The organism is Oceanococcus atlanticus, assembly GCF_002088235.1.
GTDB lineage: Bacteria > Pseudomonadota > Gammaproteobacteria > Nevskiales > Oceanococcaceae > Oceanococcus > Oceanococcus atlanticus.
On sequence record NZ_AQQV01000001.1, the window covers coordinates 1,041,963 to 1,064,952 of the forward strand.

The 22,990-nt window shown below is 60.1% G+C and carries 21 protein-coding genes; 3 read left to right on the forward strand and 18 right to left on the reverse strand.

Features of this window, described 5'->3' with window-relative positions; translation table 11 throughout:
* Positions 1 to 10 precede the first annotated feature (10 nt).
* Complete coding sequence (locus tag ATO7_RS04940; protein ID WP_083560068.1) at positions 11 to 892, forward strand: DUF4382 domain-containing protein; 882 nt, start codon at positions 11 to 13, stop codon at positions 890 to 892.
* A gap of 18 nt (positions 893 to 910) precedes the next feature.
* Here ATO7_RS04940 and ATO7_RS04945 read toward each other — a convergent pair whose 3' ends face one another.
* Positions 911 to 2,197, reverse strand: a complete 1,287-nt coding sequence (locus tag ATO7_RS04945; RefSeq protein WP_083560070.1) for an ABC1 kinase family protein — start codon at positions 2,195 to 2,197, stop codon at positions 911 to 913.
* Positions 2,198 to 2,303: 106 nt separating this feature from the next.
* Here ATO7_RS04945 and ATO7_RS04950 point away from each other — a divergent pair, with 106 nt between their 5' ends.
* Positions 2,304 to 2,732 (forward strand): universal stress protein, encoded by a 429-nt coding sequence (locus ATO7_RS04950; RefSeq protein ID WP_083560072.1) that lies wholly within the window; start codon positions 2,304 to 2,306, stop codon positions 2,730 to 2,732.
* On the opposite strand, the gene ATO7_RS04955 is transcribed toward ATO7_RS04950, so the two are convergent.
* The 12 genes from ATO7_RS04955 to ATO7_RS05010 all read right to left on the reverse strand — a co-directional run bounded on the left by ATO7_RS04955 (position 2,719) and on the right by ATO7_RS05010 (position 14,472).
* Positions 2,719 to 4,296 carry a PAS domain S-box protein gene (locus tag ATO7_RS04955; protein WP_158523050.1) on the reverse strand — a complete coding sequence of 526 codons (1,578 nt, stop codon included), beginning with the start codon at positions 4,294 to 4,296 and terminating at the stop codon, positions 2,719 to 2,721. The two genes, ATO7_RS04950 and ATO7_RS04955, sit on opposite strands and share 14 nt — an antisense overlap.
* A gap of 112 nt (positions 4,297 to 4,408) precedes the next feature.
* Positions 4,409 to 6,091, reverse strand: a complete 1,683-nt coding sequence (locus ATO7_RS04960; RefSeq protein ID WP_083560076.1) for a pilus assembly protein TadG-related protein — start codon at positions 6,089 to 6,091, stop codon at positions 4,409 to 4,411.
* A 30-nt stretch (positions 6,092 to 6,121) separates the two neighbouring features.
* Positions 6,122 to 6,364, reverse strand: a complete 243-nt coding sequence (locus tag ATO7_RS17105; RefSeq protein WP_158523051.1) for a DUF3613 domain-containing protein — start codon at positions 6,362 to 6,364, stop codon at positions 6,122 to 6,124.
* Positions 6,303 to 7,091, reverse strand: coding sequence for a tetratricopeptide repeat protein (locus ATO7_RS04970; RefSeq protein ID WP_083560081.1), 789 nt, complete (start codon positions 7,089 to 7,091; stop codon positions 6,303 to 6,305). Before ATO7_RS04970 ends, ATO7_RS17105 begins: the two co-directional genes overlap by 62 nt.
* Complete coding sequence (locus ATO7_RS04975) at positions 7,088 to 7,990, reverse strand: type II secretion system F family protein (RefSeq protein WP_083560083.1); 903 nt, start codon at positions 7,988 to 7,990, stop codon at positions 7,088 to 7,090. Before ATO7_RS04975 ends, ATO7_RS04970 begins: the two co-directional genes overlap by 4 nt.
* Positions 7,990 to 8,916, reverse strand: a complete 927-nt coding sequence (locus tag ATO7_RS04980) for a type II secretion system F family protein (RefSeq protein WP_083560085.1) — start codon at positions 8,914 to 8,916, stop codon at positions 7,990 to 7,992. The genes ATO7_RS04975 and ATO7_RS04980 overlap by 1 nt, the downstream gene beginning before the upstream one ends.
* Positions 8,916 to 10,013, reverse strand: coding sequence for a CpaF family protein (locus ATO7_RS04985; protein WP_206044793.1), 1,098 nt, complete (start codon positions 10,011 to 10,013; stop codon positions 8,916 to 8,918). Before ATO7_RS04985 ends, ATO7_RS04980 begins: the two co-directional genes overlap by 1 nt.
* Positions 10,014 to 10,108: 95 nt before the next feature.
* On the reverse strand, positions 10,109 to 11,305 hold the full coding sequence (locus ATO7_RS04990; protein WP_083560089.1) for an AAA family ATPase: 1,197 nt from the start codon (positions 11,303 to 11,305) through the stop codon (positions 10,109 to 10,111).
* Positions 11,302 to 12,675 (reverse strand): type II and III secretion system protein family protein, encoded by a 1,374-nt coding sequence (locus ATO7_RS04995; RefSeq protein WP_083560092.1) that lies wholly within the window; start codon positions 12,673 to 12,675, stop codon positions 11,302 to 11,304. Before ATO7_RS04995 ends, ATO7_RS04990 begins: the two co-directional genes overlap by 4 nt.
* The gene (gene cpaB, locus ATO7_RS05000) at positions 12,675 to 13,610 is read right to left on the reverse strand and encodes a Flp pilus assembly protein CpaB (RefSeq protein ID WP_083560095.1); all 936 of its coding nucleotides are present in this window, start codon (positions 13,608 to 13,610) and stop codon (positions 12,675 to 12,677) included. Before cpaB ends, ATO7_RS04995 begins: the two co-directional genes overlap by 1 nt.
* 112 nt (positions 13,611 to 13,722) lie before the next feature.
* Positions 13,723 to 14,241, reverse strand: coding sequence for a TadE/TadG family type IV pilus assembly protein (locus tag ATO7_RS05005; RefSeq protein WP_083560097.1), 519 nt, complete (start codon positions 14,239 to 14,241; stop codon positions 13,723 to 13,725).
* A 33-nt stretch (positions 14,242 to 14,274) separates the two neighbouring features.
* The gene (locus ATO7_RS05010; RefSeq protein WP_083560098.1) at positions 14,275 to 14,472 is read right to left on the reverse strand and encodes a Flp family type IVb pilin; all 198 of its coding nucleotides are present in this window, start codon (positions 14,470 to 14,472) and stop codon (positions 14,275 to 14,277) included.
* Positions 14,473 to 14,606: 134 nt separating this feature from the next.
* Here ATO7_RS05010 and ATO7_RS05015 point away from each other — a divergent pair, with 134 nt between their 5' ends.
* Complete coding sequence (locus tag ATO7_RS05015; protein ID WP_083560100.1) at positions 14,607 to 15,455, forward strand: symmetrical bis(5'-nucleosyl)-tetraphosphatase; 849 nt, start codon at positions 14,607 to 14,609, stop codon at positions 15,453 to 15,455.
* 31 nt (positions 15,456 to 15,486) lie between these two features.
* On the opposite strand, the gene ATO7_RS05020 is transcribed toward ATO7_RS05015, so the two are convergent.
* The 5 genes from ATO7_RS05020 to rluD form a co-directional block, all read right to left on the reverse strand.
* A complete protein-coding gene (locus ATO7_RS05020; protein WP_083560103.1) occupies positions 15,487 to 17,829 on the reverse strand; it encodes an efflux RND transporter permease subunit in 2,343 nt (780 codons plus the stop codon).
* A 30-nt stretch (positions 17,830 to 17,859) separates the two neighbouring features.
* Positions 17,860 to 18,819, reverse strand: a complete 960-nt coding sequence (locus tag ATO7_RS05025; protein ID WP_158523054.1) for a WD40/YVTN/BNR-like repeat-containing protein — start codon at positions 18,817 to 18,819, stop codon at positions 17,860 to 17,862.
* A gap of 44 nt (positions 18,820 to 18,863) precedes the next feature.
* Positions 18,864 to 21,188 (reverse strand): DUF1302 domain-containing protein, encoded by a 2,325-nt coding sequence (locus ATO7_RS05030; protein WP_083560107.1) that lies wholly within the window; start codon positions 21,186 to 21,188, stop codon positions 18,864 to 18,866.
* 118 nt (positions 21,189 to 21,306) lie between these two features.
* On the reverse strand, positions 21,307 to 22,071 hold the full coding sequence (gene pgeF / locus ATO7_RS05035) for a peptidoglycan editing factor PgeF (protein ID WP_083560109.1): 765 nt from the start codon (positions 22,069 to 22,071) through the stop codon (positions 21,307 to 21,309).
* Positions 22,052 to 22,945: a 23S rRNA pseudouridine(1911/1915/1917) synthase RluD gene (rluD, locus tag ATO7_RS05040; RefSeq protein ID WP_083560110.1), complete on the reverse strand. Its 894-nt coding sequence runs from the start codon at positions 22,943 to 22,945 to the stop codon at positions 22,052 to 22,054. The genes pgeF and rluD overlap by 20 nt, the downstream gene beginning before the upstream one ends.
* Positions 22,946 to 22,990 lie beyond the last annotated feature (45 nt).

A 22,990-nucleotide genomic window follows, 5' to 3' on the forward strand; every position in this document is an offset into this window, starting at 1 on the left:
TGTACCTATCATGCTCTTGCGCCCTCTGCGTCTTATCCCCGTTCTTGCCCTGCCTGCGCTGGCAGCCTGTGAAGGCGCTGTCACCATCGACATCAGCGCGACACCACCTGAGGATGTTGAATCCGCCATCCTGCGCATTCAGACCCTGCGCCTGAGTCGTGAAGATGGCACCACGCAAGACATTGATCTGGGCGATGACTTCGAAGTGGATACGCTCGACCTCAGCCAGGGCCGCACCCGCGCCTTGATCAGCAACGAAGAACTCAGCACTGGCAACTACACTGGCGCAACGCTGTTGTTGGAAGCCGAATCCGACACACTGGATTCGCGCTTGATTCTGGATGACAACAGCGAAGTGTCGCTGGTGCTGCGCTCGGGCAGCAGCCTGACCGCACAAAGCAACTTCAGCGTGAACGAGGACGACGACACCAACGTCACCCTGCACGTCGATTTACGCAGCTCGCTTCTGGTCGACGCAAACAGCGCCGGCGACCGCATCATCGCCCCGCGTATGCGCATGATCGAGAACAGTGCGGCGGGCAGCATTGCCGGCAATGTGGATGATCAGGTCCTGACCGATGGTGGTTGCGACAGCGACAACCAGCCGGATCTTGGCCGCGTGATGTACGTATTCTCCGGCGCCAATATTTCACCCGAAGAAATCGACGGCTCAGTGCCCGACCCGATTACAACAGCCTTGATCAACCGCGATGCCGTGAATGCCGACTACGTGGCGGCATTTTTGCCGGCCGGCGACTACACCTTGGCGCTGACCTGCAGCGCCGATCTGGACGACCCTCTGCGCTTCGACGGCATTCTGTTTGTAACCACGCGTAATGCCAGCGTCAGCGCCGGACAAACCACCACGGTCAATTTCAGCCTGACCGAATAAAACGCAGCGATCTGGGTATCAATGCATCAGCTGAATGCGTGAATCGTCAAATGGCGAGAGATTCGGCGCCAGCAACTGAATATAACGATCAAAGTACAAAAGCTGCTTGAGAAGTAGCGCAAACTCCTTGGGGAAGCGCACGCCATGCTTGCGCCCAAGATCGACAATGGCGAGCATGAAACGCTCGGCCTCGTCGGTGTCCATGTCTTGCTCCGCGGGCCCTTCGATCATGCTCTGCGCCGACTCGATCAAATCACGCAGATCACGCGCCAGATCGTTCACGTTGACGTTATCGGAGGTGACACCGATGGTCAGCATGCATTGCGCCATCAAGAGGTAGTTGCCGCTGGCTCGCCCTTGCATGAAATCGATCAGCGCCTGCCACGTCTCCTTGCGGATGTGTCCGACAATCCCGAAGTCGATAAACCCAACGCGGCCGTCTTCCAGCACCATCAGATTGCCGGCATGCACATCGGCATGGAAAAACTGGCAACGCACCAGAGAATCCATCCACGTGTTGAGCGCGTTGATCAGCGTGAACTCGGGCCGAGGTGAGTATTTGCGGATCGACTCCAGATCCGTGAACGGCACACCGTAGAAACGCTCCATGGTCAGCACCCGGCGCGTCGTAGCCTTGTGGTACACCTTGGGTGCAAGCGCGAACTGGTTTCCGGAATCACGCAGAAAGTCACGGAAAATCTCAATGTTGTTGGCTTCCGCCAGGAAGTCACACTCTTTGAGCATGGTGGCCTGCACGTCGCCGATCACGTCGCCCAGCGAGGCTCTGTCGACCCCTGGCACCAGGCGCTCAAGCACACGCGCCGAGGCGTACAGCACATTGAAATCGGTGGCCAGTACGGTCTCGACACCCGGCTTCTGCACCTTGATCACCACATCCTCGCCGCTGACCAATGTCGCCGCGTGCACCTGTGCTATTGAGGCCGACGCCAATGGCTGCTCTTCAATATGGCTGTAAATCTCGCTCAAAGGACGCTCAAACTCTTCTTCGAGTGTCCGGCGGATGTAATCAAAAGGCAGCGACGGGACGTCGTCCAGGCAGCCTTGGAACGCATCCACGTACTCACGCGGAAACAGTGACGGTGCGCTGGCAATGAACTGGCCAAGCTTGATGTAGGTAGCGCCAAGTTGTTCAAAGGTCTGGCGCATCAGCACCGGTGCCGGCGGACGCCGTCCGAGCAGCCAGTTGACCCCCGTACGCCCAACCACACTGGCGGTTTGCCCGATGCGCAGGCTGCTGCCGACAACATCACGGACCAATCTGACAGATTTATTGCGTTGCAACATTTTCGATCCCGAAAAAGACCGCCACGAAACACTCGGGCGGTCGTATAGCTGCGCTATTATAGTGCATGCGCCCTTGATGACACACCGCTGCGCCCGGAGGTGATTCGTGTATCAATCGATACTGTGCTTGGTAGCCTTGAACGAAAACAGTCGTCGCGTCGTCAAACAGGCCAAAGCGCTGTCTGAGCGTTTTGATGCCCAATTGCGACTACTGCATGTGGTGGAATACGTCCCCCTGACCGGCACCGAAGATGCGATGCTGACGGCCCCGATTCCAATCGCCGAAGAACTCGAATCGCAGGCCCGCGCATTTGTCACTCAACTGGCAGACGATTTCGCCCTCGCCCCGGGCAGCATCAGCGTGGTTAACGGCGATCTCACAACCGAACTGGAAACTCACATACAGCGCGACAAGATCGATCTGGTGGTTATCGGCAACCATTGCCGAAGTGGCTTGGCCGCACTGTTCAATCACGCCGAAGACACCGTACTGCACCGCTGCGCCTGCGACATGCTTGCGGTCAGTCTGGACTGATACGCTCGGAAACCACGGCCAGCAGAACTGGCGGTTCTTCGTCGGCCGAGTAAAACAGGCGCAGTCGCACCGCACGCGCCGTACCCGCAGTGTCACGCCACACGACATCACGCTCCAGACGCACAATATGGCCGTCACGCAAGGCCTTGATACCAGCCTCCAGATCTTCGCGGTGCGCCACCGGCAGCAAGTGCATCAACGTCATACGCCGTAAACGTTCAAGGTCGTGCCCGACCCAAGCACAGGCCTGAGCATTGGCCTGATTGATGTATAGCGTATCGGGGTCGATCTCCAGCCAGGCCGAGCCACCGTGTTCACGCAGGTAGTGCAGACGCAAAGCCAGATTGTCGCGCTCCAGACGCTCACTGCGGCTGCGAATCAGCAAGAGATAGGCATAGCTGTCATCGAACAGTTCGCGCACCTGCAGATCAACGGGCACGGTGCTCGCGTCCTTGCGCCATCCAACCACCGCCGGGGGGTGTTCCTCACGTCCCTCCACGTATTGCTGCAAGCTCACGTCCGGTTCGTTCAAAAAGGGCACCGGCAGCAGCTTGGCCACGGTCATACCGGTCAATTCGTCCGCGGCGTAGCCGAACATGTCACGCAAGGGTTGATTGCCCCAACGAATACGCCCAAAACGATCGCTCACAGCAACCCCGTCGTGGATGAAATCCAGGGTGCGACTGGCTAACTGGGCCTCGCGCTGCAAGCTGTTGAATTGCTGCCTCTCTCGTGCGATGTCGCGCAACAACAGCAGCATGGCGCCGGGTTCGCCGCTGCGCCGCGCCACCGGCAGGCGCTGCACTTCGACCCACACCCCGTCGGCATGACGCCCAGCCAAGCGCCATTCCTGCCGAGCCGGGCCGCGTGCATCGGCAAACCAGCTCTCCGAAACAGGCAGAGCCTTATCGGTGTTGTCGGGTCGCAATACCGACAAGGCTGGCAGATTGCGTGCATCAGCCCACGCCCAACCGGTCATGCGCTGGGCCGCAGGATTCATGTAAACCACCTGACCCTGCGCATTGAGCATGAGCACGCCCAGGTCCAGACCGTTGAGTGCTTCGCCCAAACGCAAGCCCAGGCGTTCCACCGTTCCAGGGCGTTCACGCAAGCTCGGCGCGATGCGCGTAACGGGCGCATCAAGCCGTCGACTGCGCGCCAGACTGATCAAAGCTGCTAGCGCCAGCAAGCTGGCGAGCACGTACAACCACCCCGCCACAGGCAAGCCCCACAAGCCGCGCAGCTGGTAGATCGTCAGCTCCCCCAGCATGTTGGCCTCGCCGCGTACAAGCGAGCGGCGGGGCTGGGTCAGCAGGTCCGTCAATGCGTCACGGGCCTGCTCCAGTGGCGGACTCAGAAAACCCCAGCTGTGTGACAGCGGACGCGGCCAAGTGGCAACCAACCGCCCGTCGCGATCGTGCAGCTGGACTCGCCAAGCCATCGTCGGCCGCTGATCACGCAGTAGATCGACATAGCCTGTCTGATCACCTCGCGCCAGTCGCGGCATCACGCTTTCAAGCAGAGCCTGCGTATCGCGCGTGCCAGAGTCCGCCCAGCTGCGCACGACGCCGGCCAAGCATAGGCACAATAAAAGCATCGCTGCGGCTACTGGCAGGGCCGTTCGCATCTAGTTTCCCAATGAGTGGTGCAAGCCCCGCGGGCTCACGGAAGCGTCGCTACTGGGTTGCGATCAGCGCAGGCGGAGGCATATAAACCTCGCGCACTACAACTTCACCACCCGCGACATCCAGCCCAATGATACCCAGCAGCGGGTCGAGAATGCTGTCGAGCACCCCTGTTACCGGCCCCAACACGCCCGACAGCACCAAAGAAAGCAGCGAGTCTTCGTTACCCAGCCCCAACAGGAACAGCAGTACATTGAGGCTCCCCAAGGGGCCACAGAGCTGGGGCGGATGCTGGATCACCAGATCGCTGAGCGCGTTGGACAGCCCAGCCCCCAGGGAGGTGGAAATCTCCTTCGGTTGCGGGTTATCCGGATCAAAAGGTCCGGTGAAGGTCAACGGCACTGACTCCCCTGAACCGACTTCGACGGCCCCCACCCAGCACACTTTGATCAAGCCCAGCACGTTGACCAGAGGGTCATTGGTGGGATTGTTCACCTCCAGTCGCGCAACCGATGTGGTCACACCAATGTCCACCTCATGATGCAGACGGTCGCGCCCCGCACAGCGAATCGCTTCCAGGTCGGCCTGCGCCCGGGCCAAATCCACATGCAGATTGACCGACGCCAGATTGCCCAGCAAGCCGCCCAGCAAAGGCACCTTGATCGAAGCATCAATCTGACCCTGCGCAGTGGACGCCGTGGTCATGTAATTTTGCAGCTCGTCACGAAACGCTGGACCTGCGCCCAGCTGCGGCGACTCACCAACGGTCAGTTCGATTTCCGTTTCCAGCACACCAGGAATGACAATTTCCGGCGTCAACGCCAACACCGGCTCCCCAAGCTGGAAGGCCACCGCACGCACCAGATCCAGAGCACCGATGGCAACGCTGCCGACGCTGCTGACAAATCCGGACGGGCTGCCTACGACATCCCCCAGAATAATGCTCTCGTCTGGGGCGATGGCCGCAATCGCGTCAATCGCTGAGGCCGCGAGCGTTTCACCGGTATCAAACAGCGCGTTGGCCACGGCGGTCAGCAGGCCGGGGGCACTGGTGGGTTCAGTCAACAACTGCTGCAGCGTAACCCCGAGCAGCTCATCGGCAACATCCAGCAGCTCCACCGAGGAACCGATCAACCCCTGGTAATGCAGCAAGTCCAGCGACAAAGGGCTGCCCAGCAAGCTTGAGAACAGCGCATTAAGCGCTGGCACATCCGAGGTATCCAGGCTGACCAGCGCTGAGCCAACATCAAACACCGCCGCTGGCGCCATCGTCGATGAGGCACGGGCCTGCATCACCGCGCCATCCGGATTGCCCGATGGCAAGGGCAAAAGCAACGGAGGCAGAGCCCGCTGCAGCGTCAGGTCAAAAGCGTAGGCCTGACCGATCTGCTCGACCATGGTCGATTGAAAATGGCGCACGTTATTGGCATCAACCGACACCTCGCCGAGCCTGACACTTCCCCCTTGCAGCCAGTCACTTTGCCCACCCAGGCGACCGATCGTGGACAAAGCCGTCATATTGGCCATGGCCTGACGGTCAAGTTCAGGAGCCAAACACCCACCGGCGGCTCGCGCCACATCCAAGGCCGCCAGATTCGCAGCATTCTGCAGCTGTCGCTTGGCCACGTAGAGTTGGGCCAGATCAATCGCGAATGCTGCGGCAATCAGCATCCCGATCATCCCGACCGCAGCAAAAATGGCCGCGGCGCCACGTTGGCGTGATCGCGGGTGCATCGGGCGCAGGGTCGTGTTCACCGTCGCCGCCTAGCGCAGGCTCGATTCGGTCTCAAACTGTTCCGGAACTTCCTTTTCGAAACTCTTGAGATAACGTTGATAGGTGCGCTTGGCGACATCGCCCTGCATCGGCCGATCATCGGCTGGCGCTTCTACGCCGGATTTTTGCAAGTCGATCCACTCCTGTGTCGTCGTGCCAACGCGGGGCGACTCAGCGAGTGTTGCTGTACAGACCAGGAATAGACTGGCGCTGAGCAGGGTCTTTGCGGTCATGCGACTTCTCCTTCGCCGCGGCCGAAGCGGCCAGCGGTTGTTCAAATTCATCGGCACGCTGTGCCATCAAGCGTTGGATAACCCGGCTTTCCGCCTCAAGCTGGCGAAAGTCGGCATCACTGATTCGGAAACTGCGCGCCAGCCTGCGCGCCCTGTCCTGCTGCGCTTCCAACAAGAAGCTGAGCACCAGGTTGTTTTGCGACTGAGCGTCATCGGTAACCAACTCCGTTGCGGTGGCCAGGTGATGGCGCGCTTCAGCCAAACGTCCGGCCAGCATCAGGGTGTAGCCCAGGTCGTTACGAATTTGCGGGTCTGTGGGACGTGCACTGACGGCGCGATTGAAATAGGTCACGGCCTCGCGCAAATTGCGCTGGGCTGCAATCAGCCCCAGGCCGTGCCAGGCCTGACCGGCATAGTCCGTCTCGGTCAACATACGGTAATTGTTTTCGGCGGCCTCCAACTCTTCGAGCTGGTACTGGGCCGAGGCGCGCAAAAGACGCAATTGATCCTTGTCGGTACGCCCTTCCCGCTCAAGCTCCTCAATGTGCGCCATCGCCGCATAATTACGCCCTTGAGCCAACATGCTGCTGATCAGCTCAGCATGCATCCGCGGCTGGTCCGGTCGCTCACGCAGTGCCGCTTCTTCCGCGCTATTCGGGATCGACGCGCATGCGCTCAGGCACAGCGCCGCGAGCGTACCGAGCAACGGTTTATGTTGCATGATCATGAGCCCAGTGCCCGCGCGATCGACAGAAACGCCGGCCCTGCGACAAAAATCAGCAATGCCGGGAAAAAGAACAACACCATCACGACCGTCATCCGACCAGACAAACCATTGACCTTCTCGCGCAGGCTTAGCTGGCGACGCTCTTCGACCACAGCCAACGCTTCCATCAACGGCTCACGCAATTCGCCGCCATAGCGGTCGACCTGTCGTAAAACACCAAGCACTGCGTTCAGCTCCGCCACATCCAGACTCTTGCCCATCGCATGCAGGGCTTCGGCCGGATCGGCCCCTGCTTCCAGCTGACGCAGGACCAGACGAATTTCCTGGCCGATCACCGGCAGCACACCGTGGCCTTCACGCACCAGGCTGGCCAAGGCCTGACGCAGACTCAGCCCGGCATCGAACAATAACGCCAGCAAGTGGATGAACATGGCCACTTCGCTTTTGACCTGAACCTGCCGCCGCCCGGCGCGCCGACGCAGCCAGATACGTGGCGCCAGCAGAAACCCACAGGCCACGCCGAAACCAAGAATGAAGCCCATCGGGCCTTCCAAGCGCCCGAGCAGAACCGCCACGATCACGACCGCTACACCACTGAGCGGCAGCAAGGCTTGCGTGGCGAAATAAGCACCGCGCTGCATCGCGCTGCGCAGCCCCGCCTGGACCAGCAGACGGTCGGTCTCACCGTTTTCGTCAAACCACGCATCAACGCGCTGGCCGGGTTCGGCAAACAAGGCCCACCAGCGATCATCGTCGTCACGCGGCGTATGCAGCACATCGGTTTTAACGCGCTGTGTAGCCCGCTGCGATTCGCGCACCGTGGCAATCCACCACCCGCCCAGAAACAGCGCCAGCACCGCAAGTGCGCTGGCCAGCCCCAACAAGATCGGCCCGGTCATCAGCCCTCCCGCTCGGCAACGCGCAACATGCGCCAGATCACCATCACGCCGCTGGCCTGTAGGAACACCGACAAAAGCAGCAATACTCGCCCGGTCGACTGGTTCCACATATCGACGTAGTAGTCCGGATTCTGGCTCAGGATGTACAGACTCAGGCCTATGGGAACGATGGCCAGGACCACGGCGGAAAAACGCGTTTCGGCCGTCAGCGCGCGCAGCTCACGGGCCGCAGCGTCGCGTTCGCGGATGGCCTGCACGAGACTTTTGAAAATGCGTCGCAAGCTACCACCGTAGCGACGATTCACACGGGCCGCCATGGCCATGACACGCACATCGTTCACATCATGGATCAGCGCGGCCTCATCAAGCACATCCTCGATTGGCGCGCCTAACCGCACCTGCCGAGCCACACTGAGGAACAGCCCTCGAATCGGTTGCTCCGCATCCGCGGTTGCACTGTAAAGGGCTTCCTCCAGACTGTTACCGGCGGCCAGTGCACGCACCATGTGCTCGACAAAATCCGGCAACTGCTCAAGAATTTTTGCGCGCCGCTTGCTGATGCGATTCATCAGCCACAACCACGCCCCGCAGCCCAGCAGAGCCAAGCTGACGACGCCGGGCAATACGCCGGCCGCCAGTGTGATGACAACAACCAAAACAGCGAATATGACCAGCCAGCGAACCGGGCCAGCCGCATCAGGGTCGAGGCCGGCGCGTTGCAGTTGGCGGGCATACCAACTGTCGGTAACGCCAAAGCGGCGTCCGCCGCTGTCGGCATCGGATTCGGGCACGGTGGAGCTGTCGCCAACAATGCGCGCCTGCCAGTCGATCTCGACCCTGCCGGCCTGACGGCTGCCCAACCAAAGGAAAACGGCGGCCAGCAAGAGCAAAGCCACAGCACTCAGCATGATGATGACTATGCCCATCACACGCGCTCGAAACTGTCGTTGTCTAGCACATGACGAAACAGCGGCCGCGTGGTCAGCTGGTCGTCCTCCATACGCAATTCACACACCTCAGTAACGCGACGCCGTCCGTCCGGCAGACGCGCCAGTTGCACCAGCAGATCCAAGGCGCTGCCGATCTGACGCCCCAGCATGCGCTGGTCGCCATTGAACCCGGCGAAACCAGCCAGCAACTCCAGGCGGTGCAAAGCATCTTTGGGGCTGTTGGCATGCAGCGTGGTCATCGAGCCTTCGTGCCCGGTATTCATGGCCTGCAACATGTCCAGCACCTCATCACCACGAACCTCGCCCAACACGATTCGGTCCGGCCGCATGCGCAGTGCATTGCGGACCAGATCGCGGGCGCTGACCTCACCGTGGCCTTCAAGGTTGGCGGGGCGCGTTTCCAGCCGCACCACATGCTCGTTTTCCAGGCGCAGTTCCGCCGCATCCTCAATGGTGATCACGCGCTCTGCGTGCGGAATCCATTGACTCAGAAGGTTCAGAAAGGTGGTCTTGCCCGAGCCCGTGCCACCGACCACGATCAAACTGCGGCGGTTTGCGACGGCTTCGCTGAGAAAATCGAGAATATCGCGGCTGACTGAACCGTAGCGAACCAGATCGTCCGCATTGAGCGGCTCGCGGCGAAATTTCCGGATCGATACGCATGGGCCGTCCAGCGCAACCGGTGGGATGATGGCGTTCACCCGGCTGCCATCGGGCAGACGCGCATCCACCATCGGGTTGGACTCATCAATACGCCGACCAATCGGCGCCAGAATGCGCTGCACAATACGCGTGACGTGAGCGTTGTCGGCGAAGCGCACCGGCGCTGCCGAGAGCCTGCCATCACGCTCAACAAAGACCTTGTTGGGCCCGTTGACAACTATGTCGGCAATGCTTTCATCGTCAACCAGCGACTGCAGCGGACCGAAGCCAATCAACTCATCTTCAACATCCTGCGCCAGCCCGCTGGCCTCGCGCGTGTTGACCGGCAACCGCTGCTCAACCACGTAGCGCCGCACATGTTCGTCAACGAACTGACGCAGTTTGGTGCGGGGCCAATCGGCGATTTGCAAGTCCCGCTCTTCGATCTGCCCGATTAGGTGGCGATGCAACCGACTTTTCAGTTGCAAATACTGATCAGAGAGTCGGAATCCGGTCTGGCCTTCCATCACGCGTCACCGAACATCCTTTGCAACAACCCACGCCGCTCGGTGTGCTGGCCCAGCGTTTTGACGTCCTGGCGTGCCAATCGTTTGGCCAAATCACGGATGGCGCTGCAGTACGCATCCTTGGGCGCCAGCTTGTACAGTGCATCGCCGGCATTCATCGCTTGCAGGCGGGTTTGATAGTTAACCGGCATCACCGCCCACAGGGGCAGCTCAACCAGCTGTGCCAGATTTTGTGCATCCAACCCGCGCGCGATACCGTCGCTGTCCACAACCAGCCCCAGACGATCCAGCGGGCAATCTTCCAGCTGCAGGGCTTTCAGCAAATGCTTGTTGGCCCGACTGTTGAGAATGCTGCCATCACTGATCATGAAACTGGCATGGGCGCGAGACAGGATGCCGGCCTGGGCACGCAGCGGCAGATTCGCCGCTGTACACAACACGATGCTGTGGAAATGACGGGCCAGCACATCAAGCAACGCCAGCAGATCCACATCATCCAGATGGGTCGGCTCGACCAGGTCTTCCGGCATGGTGAGCACGTTCAGACCTGATGCGTGTTTGGCAAACGCCGTGTCAATCAACGTCTGGTCGCAGCGATGCACATCGGCAACGGCATCGAGCAGGGAATACGTCTGGGCGATGTTCATGAACACCAGCGAGGCACCGTGCGGTGTGGCCAGATCAATGACCAGCACGCGCTCGCCGGCACGGCAATTTTCCTGCAAAGCCAGCGCCAGATGCTCGGCGGTCCAGGCCAGCGCAGGACCACCTGTAGCTGAGTGAATCGAATACAAACGGCCGCTGCGCTCAACCCCACCCTGCTGGGTTGCTGACTTGCGCATCAACTTACGTAGACGCTCGGCCAACTGCGAATCGTCGCGGCCCATGACAAAGAAATCACGCGCACCGGCGCGCATCGCTTCGATCACGGCCTCGGTTGGACTGTCGGCGCCGATCGCTACAACCAGCACGCCGGGCTGGGTATCGGTCAGTTCTTCCAGCAGATCGCTACCGATCTGCGGATCCGCTTCAACAAAAGCAATCTCCAGGCGCTCGATGCCCAGCAGCTGCGCTGTGACCGGCTCTGCGGAATCGTCCGGGCGAATCCAATGCAGCTCGACACTGGTGCCAAGCGTCTCTTTCAGCCAGGTGAGATATACCGGATCGGACGCAATAACCGCAGCCTGACTTTTCATCGGCTATACCCGGTCTTGAAACGGCCGGTTTCGCCGAAAATGAGATCGAAGGAATCCGGCTTGTAGTTGTCGTATTGCTGGCCCGGCAGATCCGGCACTTTGGCTCCGGCTTTGAGCGGCTCGACCAAATGCGGCGTGACGACCATGATCAATTCACGCTCATCGCGGTCATAGCGACTCGACTTGAAGAACGCACCGAGAAAGGGAATGGAGCCTAGGAAGGGCACCTTATCAACGCTGGTGATCATGTTGCGGCTGATCAACCCGCTGATCACGAAGCTCTCTCCGTTGCCCAGCTCAACCGTGGTGTCGGTGCGTCGCACCGTCAACGCCGGCACTGAGGTACCGCTGACCTGAACCCCCGCAGAGAAATCCAGTTCACTGACTTCGGGAGCCACTTTAAGGGCGATGCGGTTGCTACCCAGCACCGTGGGGGTCAGTGCCAGACGCACACCGAACTCTTTGTATTCGATGCTGATCCCCCCGGTTCCGCCCTGCGAGACGGGAATCGGAAATTCACCACCGGCCAGGAATGTGGCGGTCTGGCCGGTCATTGCGACCAGACTGGGTTGTGCCAGAGTCCGAACCAGGCCCTGGTTTTCGAGCATGCTCAAATACCCGAGCACGTTCTTGGTGGCGTTGCCCAGAACGATATTGAATGCATTGCTCAGCGGTAGGAACCCTGCCGCACTGGCCAACTCAACCGCGCTGGGCACAACATCACCATCGGAGTTGGTACTGGATGGTGTCAGCGTGGCCGAGTTGAGGGTGCCAGGGCGAGTCACCGCAATGGTGCCGTCCAGACGATTGAGCAAGAAATTGAACCCGAATTGACGCAGGGTACTGCGCGACAACTCGGCAATCTTGATTTCGGTCAGCACCTGCGTGCCAACGTTGACCGTGGAGCGGTCTGCGCTATCGTCGCCGGCCTGCTGCACCGCGCGGCTGTGCGCTTCCAGGTTCGGCAGCTCGCCCGACAACTGCCCCGGGTTGATCTGCGCCTGCCCCAGTTCAGCATCCTGTGGCTGCGGCCCGTTCAACGGATTTTCGATGTCCTTGATGACCAGACGATAAGCGCGCGTCTGCTTGGTTTCCTTGTACCAGACCAGCAGGCTGGTCACCCCGTTGCTCTTGCCGGTGATCAGCAACTCATTGCGGTTGATCACGTTGACATCGGCAACCGCCGGATCACCCACTGCAATCCGCGACACGCTCAAGCGTTCGCGCAGCAATTGGTGCGTGCCCATCTCGACGATGACCACATCTTTGGACGTCACCGCAGCCTGTGCCGATGGCACAAGCAAGGCCAGCACAGCAGCAGCCACCATGCGCCCCAGTCCCCAACGTCGGAGCATGATTTGAACGGTCATTATTCAGACACCTTTTGCATATCACTGCCGCGGAAGACCTGCACGGTGTAAGCCGGCGGTTTCGGGCGTGACGGTTTTTTCTCAGCCAGTCGGGTCAACTCTTGCAGGGTTATAGCCTGCTCGGCCGCCAGCCGCTCCTTGTCTGTTTGTGCGGGCGACGGCGTTGCCTCGGGTTGCGCCGGCGGCAGCAGACTGTCGCTGTCGGCGGGCTCAGAGCCTGCCAGCATCTGGCGATGCAGCGCCAGCCGGATTTCTCCCAGGCTCGCGCCGAGCATCACCTTGGTTGTTTGCTCATCGGGAATGGCCACCACTGCGGTCCGCGTACGCGCCCGCCGGTCATTGCGACCCTCTTCCTTGCTCAATCCCTGCGGGCGTTCAATGATGCGGTCCTCATAGGCCAGCACCAGCACACGTGGCAACAAAATGCGGCTCTGCGGGGGACCATCACTGCCGCGCACAAAGAGCAGCAGGTCAACCTCGTCGCCTGGCCGAACAAAACCGCCCACAGCTACGATGTCCGAAATTTCCAGCGACATGGCCTTGTGCCCGTCAGGTATCAGGCGAGCCAGCACATTGGAATCACGAAAATAGCGCGGCGTCACCGGAGCGCCCGCATCGATGTCAATCAAAGGCTCGCGCCCGACCACATCCTCAACCCGGCTGAAGTAACGCTCCGGAACAACCGCAACGGGCTTCAGTGCCACGTCGTCAACCCCGATGACCTGCGTTGCTGCAAGTGAGCGCAACGCCACAACCGCCAATGTGGTCTGCTCCTGTTCTACATCGTTGACCTGCTGCTGAGCAGCGATCTCAGCGCGCGCCTGCTCTCTCGCCTGATCGGTCATCGACATACTCATGCGCCATGCCAGCACCCCGAGCACGATGGCCAATACAACGGCGGCCAACGCCGCATATTTGAGCCCCTGATTTCCCATGCAATTCTTTCCTTTGCTTCGGCGGACCGACCGCTGCCTGCCGCAGTACCGATGTTATCAGGTCTACTGACGCAGCCGAGGCCCGGCATACCGACGGACCTCACGCTCGCGCCTAGGCCTCGCCGACCAATGCCGTGCCGGATCCGACCAGCGTCGTGGGCATGGGCGGCAAACTGCCGAGCAACGGGAAATCGAGCTTGGGGAATATGCCCTCAACCCGGAACCGCGCTGTCACCGTGACCACATTGGTGGCCTCGCACACACGCACCACGGTACCGATCTGCTCTTCTGGCGGCGGCTGAGTGGAACAGCTGACTTCAACCACAGCTGGTGAATTCACACCAAGATGAGAGCGCTGGCTGGTGGACAGCCACGCCAGTGCCTGCGGCAATCGGCCACTGACCTGGGTTGCCACGTCACTGTTGAAGTTCTCGTTGCCCACGGGGTTCACCCGATGAGCTGCCGCCGCGGCCTCCTGGGCCGCGTAGGTAATGCTCTCCTGCAAGACAAACAGGTAGGAATAAACCACCATGCTGTAGAACAGGATGAACAGCAGCGGGAACACCAGGGCAAATTCAATCGCCGTGGCGCCCCGCTGGTTTCGAGCTAGAACTTTACGAGCAGCATCCATGCGTCACGTATCTCGACAAGGTGATCTGCGAAATCAACCGCCATCCGAGCCAAAGTTACATTCCTGGCCGGTGATGCAGTTGCCGATTTCGGTAAACGCATTGGTAAACCCGCCAGACAGCAATGCAATTGCACCGATCAACATCGCCGCCAGCAGACCTGCAATCAACGCATACTCAATCGCCGTCGCGCCCTTCTGGTATTTCGCTTGAACCATTTGCATCCATTCCATGTTCAATCTCCTTTCAGATTGATGTTCGTCATCATTGGTCAGACAAACTGTATTTGCAAGTTGCCGACAAGCCTTTCAAATCGAAGATTTGGGCGGCTTAAAATACAGTTTTTCCGAACCTTCGTGAAAGAAGCGTGAACACTTTTGCCGTTGGCGATGTACAAGGTTGCGCAACCGAACTGGAACGGTTGCTGGACGCGGTTCAATTTGAGCCCGGCACGGATCGTCTGATCCTGCTTGGTGATCTGATCAATCGGGGACCACGCTCGCTCGATACCCTGCGTCTGGCGCGGAGTCTGGGCGACAGCTGCTTGGCCCTGTTGGGCAATCACGACCTGAGTGTCCTAGCACGCTTGAGCATGGCCGACCTTGGTCGCCCGCTCAATGCCACCGCGCAGGAGATCGCGGCGGCGCCGGACGCCGAAGCACTCCGCGATTGGCTACGCCAACTGCCCCTGGCCATTGACCACCCGCGCGCCTTGATGATTCACGCAGGCCTGCCCCCGCAATGGACTCGTACAGATGCGCTGCGTTTGGCCGGTGAGGTGGAACGCGCGCTACGCGGGCCCGATCACGCCGAGTTTCTGCGTCAGATGTACGGTGATGAACCAACCCGCTGGAGCGAGCAGCTGAGCGGCTTTGAGCGCTTACGCTTCATCACCAACTGCCTTACGCGACTGCGCTATTGTCGCGCCGATGGTCAACTGGCATTGAGCGAAAAATTGAGCCCACAGCAGACGATGCAAGGCGACTCCCAAGCCGCTCTGGTGCCGTGGTTTGCCATGCCGCAACGGGCCAGTGCGGGCGAACGCATCCTGTTTGGCCATTGGTCCACGCTGGGACAGGTTTACTGGCCCAGGCACCGGGTGTGGGGGCTGGACACAGGGTGCGTGTGGGGCGGACGCCTCACCGCCCTGCACTTAGAAACCTGGCGCCTGATCCAGGCCCCAAGCGACGGACACAAAAAACCGGGTGCCGGTTAGACCGACACCCGGTAACAATCAGGCTGGCCGCCTATTCGCTGGCGCGATGCGCGAAGGTTTCGTGCTTGACCAGATAACGGGCCAAAGCCGGCATCACTAGAATGGCGCCGAACATGTTCGCGGTGAACATGAACACCAGCAGAACCCCCATGTCGGCCTGGAACTGCAAGTCGGACATCAACCAGGTCGACACCGAACCACCCAGCGCGATACCGGTGAAAATCACCGCCTTACCGGTCTTGTGCAACGTGTCGTAGAACGCCTCTTCCAGACTGCGTCCCTTGCCCAGTCCATCCACAAGCGTGGAATAGATGTAGATCCCGTAGTCGACACCGATACCGACCGCCAGCGCCACCACAGGCAGGGTCGCCACTTTGAGGCCGATGCCCATGACCGCCATGACGGCGTAAGCCAACGAGGACACCAGCGACAGCGGCAACACCACACAGAGCACGCCACAGACGCTGCGGAACGACAGCCACATGAAGACCAGAATCACCAGGTAGACATAACCGACAACCTGCAACTCCTGAGCTTTGACCACCTCGTTGGTTGCCGCCATAACCCCGACGTTGCCAGTGGCCAGCGCGTAGTTCACGTGCTGTGCATCCTGCTCATTGAATGCCTTGACCCGCTCAACAATCCGGCTGATGGTCTCGGCCCGGTGATCTTCGGTGAAGATCAGCACCGCCATCGCCGAGCAGTCCGGATTGAGCAAGCCCGAGGACGTCGGGATCGGGGTGATCGCCTGCACCAGAATGAACTGATTGCGTTGCAGCACCTGGAACTTGGGTGTGCCTTCGTTGAACTGCCCGTTAACCACTTTAGCCACCTGCGGCAGCGATATGGTCGAGTTCACACCATCCGTATTCGCCATATGCCAGGAGAAGCGATCGATCTCTTCCATCACCTCGTACTGGATGCACGACTCCGGCGGCGCTTCGGCAATCACCTTGAGAATGTCCACGCCAATACTGAAGTTGCTGACAATGGCATGCGAGTCACGGTTGTAGCGCGAATCCGGACGCAGCTCCGGCACACCTTCTTGCGAATCACCAACCTGCAGATCGCCGTACTTCCACAAGGACCAGCCAAGCAGCAACGCGCAGATAATCAGCGTGACCATGGCCGGCACCGGGCGGGTGATCTTGGCCAGGAAACGCCACAAACCATCACCGGCATGCTCGCGCCGCAATTGCTTCTCGCGGAACGATTCAATGTCTTTGATCCGGATATAGGTCAACCAGATCGGGGCCAACACCTTGTTAGTGATGATGATCGCCAGCATGCCGAACGCGGCATTGATCGACATTTCACGGATGATATCGATCGGGATCAGATAGATCGTCGCAAAACCGGCCACGTCGGTGATCAGTGCGGTGGTCCCCGGAATGGCCAGGCGACGGAAGGTTTCCAGCGACGCCTCAAACGGCTCCGCCCCCTTGTCGACTTCCCCCACCCAGGCGTTGACGTACTGCACGCCATGACTGGTCGAGACAGATAACACCAGGAACGGAATCAGGATGGCGAATGGATCGAGACCGAAGCCCGCCACAGTCAGCAAGCCGAACTCCCAGATCACGGCGACCAGCGAACACACCAGCACCACCATGGACAGCTTGAACGACGCGGTGTACACCCAAAGCAGCACGGCCGTCATCAGCAAGGCCAGCGCAAAGAAGAACACCACCTCGGCCGCGGCATCGGTGACATCACCGATAACCTTGGCAAAGCCGACAATGTGGATGTTGATGTTCTCGGTCTCGAACTGCTGTCGAATCTGCTCCAGATTCTTGGCCACTTCGCGGTAGTCGAGCTTCTCACCGGTGACCGGGTCGGTCTCCAGCAACTCAGCAAAGACCATCGCACCGGACTGGTCGTTGGTCACGTAACGCCCAATGATCCCGGCCTTGCCCACATTCTGGCGGACCAGATTGAACATTTCCTCGGTCGGCGCATATTCAGCAGGAATGACGTTACCGCCGGCAAACCCGCCCTCGACCACTTCGGTGAAGCGCACATCCGGCGTGAACAGCGAGCTGACCCGTGAGCGATCCACCCCCGGCAGGAAGAACACCTCATCGGTGACTTGCTTCAGGGCCCCCAGGAATTCACCGTTGTAGATGTCGCCGTTTTCCTGAATCAACGCCACCAGGACGGTATTACCGCCGCCGAAATCGCCCTGGTACTGCTTGAGCGTTTTCATATACGGGTGTTCCAGCGGAATCGATTTATCGAACCCCGCGTCGACCTGCGTCTGTGACGCTTTCCAACCAAAAAATACGGTCAGGGCCAGCAGCACCAACAGCGCGACAACACGCTGCCCATATACGATAGGTTCGACAACCTTAAGAATTCTATCCGTTGCAGTCATGTCACTCCTGCACCTTGCGGCGCCGCCCCCTTAATTGTTTTGAATCAGTTGTGCGCCCGCTTCACCAACGACCACCAGACCACCCTTGACCGGCTCGACGCTGGCCAGCGTGATACCGGCAGGATTGGCCCGCCGTTGCACATCACTGGCGCCGTTGATGGATTCGAAAATGATGCCGTTAATGCCAACCATGACCGCTTCGCCATTGGGCAAGCTGGCAGCACCAATCAGCGAGTTTTCGCTGTCCAGATTCAGTTGCCGCCAGTTGAGATCATCCGCATCCGCAGCAACATAGGCATTGCCTCGCAGGCCAACGATCAAAACCCCCTTCTCGCCCACCGGCACCACATCGAACATGGTGCTTTCATAGGGTGATTCGAGACTTTCCCAGCTCGCACCGTTGTCCCGCGACATGGCCAGCGTGCCAGCCTCACCAGCGATGAACAGATAGCCGTTATTCAACTTGGTAATGGCGTTGAAATGCCAACCGTCTTCCGTGATCGGCGTGTCGACGGCCTCCCAGCTGTCACCCCCATCGCGGGTTTCGTAAATCAGCGCATAAGCGCCAACCGCGAAACCGTGCTGCGCATTCAGGAACAGTACGTCAAGAAACGGTTGCTCCAGTTCCGGCTCGAAATTCTGCAACACCCAACTGCGTCCGCCGTCACGGGTGCGGATGATCACCGCGTCATGACCAACGGCCCAGCCATTTTCGGTATCGGCAAATGTTACGGCTGTCAGCGCCGCGCGCGTGGGCGTCGGCACCTGAACCCAGCTCTGACCATCTAAAGAGCCGATCACATGACCACGCGCGCCGACGGCAATCAGACGTTTACCGGTGTCGGCAACGTCCAGCAACATCGAATGGCCAGCGGCCAGCGGCATCATTTCAGCTGACTGCGGCTGAATCTCGTCGGTGTTCAAACCCTGAGCCATGGCCAAAACAGGCAACAGCATCCCCGCCAGCGCGGTAAGTCGACGTGTTCTCATTCCAGTACTCCGGTGTGCCCGGCCATTGCGACCGGGCCCTGCCATCAAAACGTGTATGACACGGTGAACGACAACGTGTCGCGGTCTTTAAGCGGGTTGTAGGTCCCGCCTTCAAATGAGTAACGCAACTCGGTCAACCATTGGTTGAGGTAGCTGAAACGCAAACCGACCAGACCGCTCAACTTACCTTCCTGGAAGTTCTGGCCCAGGCCCGGAGCAATCCCGTCAATGTCGTAGAACAACGCCACCACCGGGAGGAAATTCCAACCGCGGAAGAAATCGTTGTAGGTGATCTGAGACACCACGCGAACACCGTAGGCCAAATCATCGCCGAACTGGTCGGGATCCTGCGCCGTCGGGTTCTGGCGGCAAGGCTCAGCTTCCGCACCGTCAATCGTCGAGTAGGTCTGTCGTACACAGCGCGCATCGCCATCACCATTGGTATCCGCACCACTGGTCAAGGCGGAGCTGTCGGCGATGCCATTGGTCGTACCATCGGCCCCGCTGCTGGCGTGCGTATTGGTTTCCGCACCCTGGAACTGAATCTCGTTCAGGCTGGGCATGTCGATGATGTGGGTCAGACCAAACTCTGCCAAGAGCAGAATCTGATCCGCCTTGACCGGATTCTCGGTCGCACCGAAGGTGCGCAACAAGGACGTCACCAACTGACCTTGCTTGAGCTCCTCATAACCACGGATATACATGCCCGGGGTTACTTCTTCCTTGCGGTAGACGCTCTGCACATAGTCCGGCACCGCCATACGGCGCCCCGGCAGCACTGTGGCTGGCACACCCAGTCCAAGCAGCGGCTCGACCAAGCCGGACAGACCGGCTGCAATCAGATCGGCCGCCGGCGGCACACCGATATTGATGTTGTTGCGCGGGAAGGCCGGCTGCAGAGCGGCGAAGATCAGGTCAACGGTGTGAATCTGCACCGGATGGTTGGGTCGGAAGGTGTACTCACCGGCCCAAGCCCAGTTGCCCACGGTGGTGTTGAAGCTGACCCCGAACAAATGGCGGTTTTCCGGATATTCGACAAACAACCGTGCCGTATCGATAGGCAGCGGCTCATCGATCAAGCGCAAGGTGCCAATGTCACCGACAAGCGCGCCGCAACCCGCCAGCAATCCAACGATATTGGTGGCGTCAGCAGCGCAGCTCTCCTGTGCGGCCAGGAAGCTGACCAACGGCAGGCGTGAATGGGTGTTGTGGTAGTAAAAACCGAACTCGGTGCCGTTGTTGAAGTTCTCAGCAAAGTACTTCAGGGCCAAACCGAACTGACCGCCATCGCGCGGCTTGCGGTCCGGCAAGCGATAGATGGTGCGTCCGCCAGCAGAGCCCAATGAAAACGGATCTTCAGAGTTGTCCTGCGAGGAGTAGATGTTGCCCGGATCTTCAGGTGCCTTGCCGAACGACAGCATGGCGTGCTGACCACCGGCATCGTCGCCGCCCAGAATGTCGCTTACCGAGAAAAAGGTCCCAGGTGCATCGATACGGGCCGGCAGCCACTCGTACTGATAGAACGCTTCGGCATACAGATTGAGCGACAGATCCACCCCGGCATAGACCATACCCAGCGGCTGGAACAACTCAGCCAGGTCAAAACCGGCGGTACGCTGACGCACCAGATCCGGCGGGTTGACGGTGTTCACGCTGTTCAGCGGCAGCGCGCTGGCTTCGCCCCAGACAAAACCCTGGCGACCCACGCGCAGATTTACGTTCTTGCCCAGCAGCGGGAAGTTGGTCGACACAAAGGCATCTTGCAGCTCGAAGTGTGAGCCAAACTGGTTCATCGCTTCGCCGCTGAGACTTGAACTCGGGCGCTGCAGCGTCGTATCCGGATGGCTCTGATCGAAATCCAGATAAGTGTTGTTGAACAGCCAGATACCGCTGGTCTGGAAATTCAGATTCTTCCAGCTGAATTTGAGCTTGGTGTTCATTTTGAACGCCGCTGACACCATGTCGCCGCGATCAAAGTTGAGGTTCCCGTCGTCGCCGTTGATGTTGTACGAACCCGGCGAGTTGACGTAAGCGAGGTTCAGTGCCGGATCGCTGGTGTTGTTACAGGTACCGCCGATCAGCCCACGATCTTCGTATTCCTGCGCATCCGCGTATGTGATCGGCTGACTGAAATCCGGATTGTCGGTGTAATTGGTAAGGGTACACAGGCCAGGCTGCAAGTTGATCTTCGCGACGAGGTCATCCGCGCGCTCTTCCATGCGCCAGGCTGCACCGACCGAAATCGTGCTGTCCCAGGAACCGTAAATTTCACCAAAATCGAATTGCAGCGCCAGGGCCTGCGGCACAACCAAAAATGAGCCAGCCGTCACCAATCCTGACAGCCCCCTGACTACTGAAGTCTTCAGCACAACATTCTCCCCAAGTTATCTCACACCCGCAGCCCGCTGCTGATCCATTCTACGTCGGCAACTTCTTGTCGCCTGTTTGCGGGTTCCAACAGACGAGTTTGTAACAGACGGCCTGTTCTCAGGCAAGCGAAGAAGGCTTGTCGGAGGTCCGCCAGATCAGTGCGGCCATCCGCCCGGTAACCGAATCCCGTCTATAGGAGAAAAAACTCTGTGCGTCGCTGTGTGTGCACCAGCGCCCTCCCCAGATCTCGTCCACACCGCATTGCGCAAGCTGAATACGCGCCAATCGTGGCAAATCGGCAAACCAGCGCCCTTCACCCTTGGCGACAAAGGCCTCCTGGCTATGCGCCCAGCGCTGAATAAATGCTGCGCGCACGTCCGGCCCGACTTCAAAGGCTGCAGGCCCGATACACGGCCCAAGCCAGGCCTGCCAACGCGCGCCGCCATGTGATTGCGCCAGCATCTGCAAACTCTGCTCGATGATGCCAGCGGCCAGCCCGCGCCAGCCGGCGTGGATGGCGGCCACGCACTGGCCCGTGGTGTCACGCAACAGCACCGGCAGGCAGTCGGCCACCATGACCGCGCAGACCCGGCCGGGTTGCCGCGTCCAGATCGCATCGGCGCGCGGCACCTGCCAGCTTGCCGTGGCCTCGACCATGCGCGTGCCGTGCACCTGTTCCAACCAGCACGGCTCAGCGGGCAGGCTCAGACGTTCGCATACACGTCGGCGGTTCGCGTGCACGTGCGCAGGGTCGTCGCCGACATGCGCGCCCAGATTCAGGCTGTCCCAGGGCGCCTGACTGACCCCACCTCGGCGCAGCGTAAAGGCGGCGCGCACCCCCGGCAGCGCCGGCCAGTCGGGCTCAAGCCAAGTGCTCGTCATCACGCCACTGCTCGACCACGGCCTGCATATCTGCAGGCAGCGGCGCCTGGAAAACCATGCGTTCGCCGCTGGCCGGATGGGTCAGAGCCAAACTCTGCGCATGCAAAGCCTGGCGCCCCAGGGTGTGGCGGTAGGGATCGCCTCGCCGCCCGTACAGCGCATCCCCGATCAGCGGATAGCCGGCATGCTGCATATGCACCCGAATCTGGTGGGTACGCCCGGTTTCCAGACGCACCTGCAGCACGCTGTGCTTGGCAAACTTCTCGCTCACCCGGTAGTGGGTGACGGCCTCGCGCCCACCGGCGCTGACGGCGAAGCGCAGACGCTCGCGCGGATGCCGCGCCAAAGGCGCATCAACGGTGGCTCCGGCCACCGGCACACCCCACACCAAAGCGCAATATTCACGCTCGATCTCGCGCGCTTGCAGCTCCCGAACCAGATGAGTCTGGGCCTGCGGCGTCGCAGCCACCACCATCAAACCGGTGGTGTCTTTATCAAGCCGGTGGACGATGCCGGCACGTGCCACCGCCGCAAGCGCGGGGCGGTAATGCAGCAAGCCATTTTGCAGCGTGCCGTCACGCTGCCCCGCCCCGGGGTGCACCGTGAGTCCGGCCGGTTTGTTGATGACCAGCAGTTCGTCGTCCTCATAAACCACCTCGAAATCGATGGCCTGCGCGACAACCTCGCTGTCCAGCGTTTCCACCAGCGGCCACACGTCGATGCGGCTGCCGCCCTGAATCTTGGCCTTGGGCGCCAAGATCTCACCATCCACACGCACACGCTGCTGGCGAATCCAGTCCTGCAGACGTCCGCGTGAATGCTCGGGCATCAGCCCGGCCAGCAACTTGTCCAGACGCTGTCCGGCATCGGCCATGGAAACTTCAAAGCTCAGACTTGTCTCATCCGCGCCGGGGGCGCA

What these genes read in the sequence shown, in the direction of transcription:
- ATO7_RS04940 (WP_083560068.1), top strand. Translation starts at nt 11, where the DNA reads ATGCTCTTGCGCCCTCTGCGTCTTATCCCCGTTCTTGCCCTGCCTGCG.
- ATO7_RS04945 (WP_083560070.1), bottom strand. Translation starts at nt 2,197, where the DNA reads ATGTTGCAACGCAATAAATCTGTCAGATTGGTCCGTGATGTTGTCGGC.
- ATO7_RS04960 (WP_083560076.1), bottom strand. Translation starts at nt 6,091, where the DNA reads ATGCACCCGCGATCACGCCAACGTGGCGCCGCGGCCATTTTTGCTGCG.
- ATO7_RS17105 (WP_158523051.1), bottom strand. Translation starts at nt 6,364, where the DNA reads ATGACCGCAAAGACCCTGCTCAGCGCCAGTCTATTCCTGGTCTGTACA.
- ATO7_RS04970 (WP_083560081.1), bottom strand. Translation starts at nt 7,091, where the DNA reads ATGATCATGCAACATAAACCGTTGCTCGGTACGCTCGCGGCGCTGTGC.
- ATO7_RS04975 (WP_083560083.1), bottom strand. Translation starts at nt 7,990, where the DNA reads ATGACCGGGCCGATCTTGTTGGGGCTGGCCAGCGCACTTGCGGTGCTG.
- ATO7_RS04980 (WP_083560085.1), bottom strand. Translation starts at nt 8,916, where the DNA reads ATGGGCATAGTCATCATCATGCTGAGTGCTGTGGCTTTGCTCTTGCTG.
- ATO7_RS04990 (WP_083560089.1), bottom strand. Translation starts at nt 11,305, where the DNA reads ATGAAAAGTCAGGCTGCGGTTATTGCGTCCGATCCGGTATATCTCACC.
- ATO7_RS04995 (WP_083560092.1), bottom strand. Translation starts at nt 12,675, where the DNA reads ATGACCGTTCAAATCATGCTCCGACGTTGGGGACTGGGGCGCATGGTG.
- cpaB (WP_083560095.1), bottom strand. Translation starts at nt 13,610, where the DNA reads ATGGGAAATCAGGGGCTCAAATATGCGGCGTTGGCCGCCGTTGTATTG.
- ATO7_RS05005 (WP_083560097.1), bottom strand. Translation starts at nt 14,241, where the DNA reads ATGGATGCTGCTCGTAAAGTTCTAGCTCGAAACCAGCGGGGCGCCACG.
- ATO7_RS05010 (WP_083560098.1), bottom strand. Translation starts at nt 14,472, where the DNA reads ATGGAATGGATGCAAATGGTTCAAGCGAAATACCAGAAGGGCGCGACG.
- ATO7_RS05020 (WP_083560103.1), bottom strand. Translation starts at nt 17,829, where the DNA reads ATGACTGCAACGGATAGAATTCTTAAGGTTGTCGAACCTATCGTATAT.
- ATO7_RS05025 (WP_158523054.1), bottom strand. Translation starts at nt 18,819, where the DNA reads ATGAGAACACGTCGACTTACCGCGCTGGCGGGGATGCTGTTGCCTGTT.
- pgeF (WP_083560109.1), bottom strand. Translation starts at nt 22,071, where the DNA reads ATGACGAGCACTTGGCTTGAGCCCGACTGGCCGGCGCTGCCGGGGGTG.
- rluD (WP_083560110.1), bottom strand. Translation starts at nt 22,945, where the DNA reads ATGGCCGATGCCGGACAGCGTCTGGACAAGTTGCTGGCCGGGCTGATG.